2 protein-coding genes are annotated in these 2,333 nt (G+C 59.4%); both read right to left on the bottom strand.

The window, feature by feature from the left end:
• Window positions 1-51 precede the first annotated feature (51 nt).
• Window positions 52-933, bottom strand: a complete 882-nt coding sequence (gene istB, locus J5286_RS22205) for an IS21-like element helper ATPase IstB (protein WP_209192034.1) — start codon at window positions 931-933, stop codon at window positions 52-54.
• Window positions 930-2,189, bottom strand: coding sequence for an IS21 family transposase (gene istA / locus J5286_RS22200; protein ID WP_209192035.1), 1,260 nt, complete (start codon window positions 2,187-2,189; stop codon window positions 930-932). Before istA ends, istB begins: the two co-directional genes overlap by 4 nt.
• Window positions 2,190-2,333 lie beyond the last annotated feature (144 nt).

The raw sequence follows: 2,333 nt of genomic DNA, 5'->3' as shown, positions 1-2,333 counted from the left end.
TGTCAATGCCGGGTGAATTTTCCCCATTAGCGCCGAAGTAAAATTCCCCACTTATGCCGACGTGGACGACAGGGCGAATTGAGGATTTTTCGGCGGCCGGCCGCGTGGCTTTTGAGGTGGTGCGAATGCCGGGGGCGCTATCAGGGCTTTGGATCGCACGTGCTCCGGCATGAGTTCGGCGTGCTGCCGCAACCGGTAACTTGACCCTTCAATTTGCACGACGACGGCGTGATGAAGCAGTCTGTCGAGCAGGGCGGTGGCGACGACAGGTTCGCCAAAAACATCGCCCCATTCAGCGAAGCCTCGGTTTGACGTCAGGATCATCGCACCTCGTTCATATCGGGCGTTCACGAGTTGGAAGAACAGATTGCCGCCACCCTGGACGACCGGCAGATATCCTATCTCATCGACGATGAGCAGGCTTGGCCTGCAGAAGAAGCGAATGCGCTCCTGAAGTCGACCCTCTCGTTCTGAACGGGCCAGCGAACCTATGAGGTCGGCAAGGTTCGTGAAGTAGACGCTCTTTCCAGACTTTACGGCTTCGACGCCGAGCGCCGTGGCAAGATGACTCTTGCCGGTTCCAGGTGGACCGAGGAAATGCACGGCCTCGTGTCGATCGACGAAGCCAAGCTGCGCCAGGGTGAAGATACGATCGCGGTCGAGCGAAGGCTGGAAGGTGAAGTCGAAACCAGCGAGTGTCTTGATCGTCGCAAGCCGGCCCATTCGTAGCGCCGTCTTGATGCGGCTGTTCTCGCGCAGGGTCAACTCCTCGGAAAGCAGGATATCGATCGCTTCAAGGGCAGACAGCTCGCCGTGTTCGAGGCGTCGCACAACATGGTCGAGCGCCTCCAGTGCGCGCGGCATCTTCAGGCCGACCAGGTCATGGCGAATACGGTCGATCATGGTCGGTACGGCATCAAGTGTTGCGCTCATGGGCGGTTCTCCTTTGCCAAGACCTTGCCGACGGCGTCATAAAAGGCGAGAGACCGCTGCAGCACGGTGTCGCCGGCGGGTTTGACGACAACTGCTTCGCCTCGTGTTTGTGGCCAGTGTTGCATCGTGATTGCTCGTCGGTGATCAGGATGAATCCGGCGTTGTTTACGTCCTTCCAGGACAGGGTGAGCCGCGATCATTGTGCCGTTCTCGAAGATGCGGACCTCGTCGGCAAGCGAATGAACCTCTACGGTTCGACTGCGGGTCGCATCCGGAACGCTGTAGGTATTGCCGCCGACGCTGACCATGCCTTCCCGCGATACGCGGCGCTCCAGCTTTAGAACGGACTTGAACGGTGCCAGTGGTAGCGGCCGCAGATACGGCCGCTCCTCGGCGAAGGCCTCGTTGACGACACGCTGGGTCGTCGCGTGCTTCCTTGGATTGGCGACGGTGTCGAGCCAGTGCCGGAGCTGGGCGTTCATGTCGTCGAGATTGCGGAACGACCGAGCCAGGAAGAAGTCTTCGCGGATATACCGAAACGGCCGCTCAACCTTGCCTTTTGTCTTGGCTCGGTAGGCCTTGCACGCCTTAGGATGGAATCCATAATGGCGGGCCAGATCGATGAGAGCACGGTTATAGATGATGCCCTCCGTCTGACCTTCGCCGATAACGGCAGTCTTCATCCGATCGTAGAGCACCTCCCGCGGCGCACCACCAATCGCCTCGAAAGCGGCGATGTGGCACCGTAAGACGGTCGGCAGGTTCTGGTGCATGACGAAGCGAGCCCAGATGAGGCGACTGTGCCCCAACACCATCGAGAACAACCAGACGATCCTTGGTGTCATTGGCTCATCGGTGAAAACGACATGGAACTGGGCAAAATCGACTTGGGCCTGTTCGCCTGGCGGCGTCTCGAAGCGAACTTCGAAACCTGGATTCGCCGGAGGTCGCACGTCACGAAGAAAGTCTGTGACGGCGGTGTAACCGCCGGCATAACCTCGATCCCGGAGTTCTCGGAGCAACCGACTGCCAGTGAGACCGGGATAGGCCTTCACCCGCTCCCGCAGGTATGAAGCGAACGGATCGATAACCGTCGCGCGAGGCTTTCTCGGTCCATAAGCCGGAGCCTCAAGGCCTCGTTCAATGTATTTGCGCACCGTCTTGCGATCGATGCCTGTTTCTCTGGAAATAGCCGACACCGTCAGCCCCTGCTGATGCAGATCCAGGATCATGATCGTCTCCCTCAGCTTGATCACCAATGTCCCCCTTCCGACCATCGGAAGGAGTATCGGCGATGACGCGCCGCTGGTCTTCCGGGGCGCGCCCCGGAAGACCAGCGGCCGCAGCACCTGGGGAAGATTCAAACGGCACTAATGAGGAGTATTGCTCCGGTACTGACA

The sequence above is a fragment of the Rhizobium sp. 16-488-2b genome (genome assembly GCF_017741815.1).
GTDB lineage: Bacteria > Pseudomonadota > Alphaproteobacteria > Rhizobiales > Rhizobiaceae > Rhizobium.
Note: the sequence above shows the minus strand (reverse complement) of the source record. Positions and strands in the feature narration are given on the sequence as shown.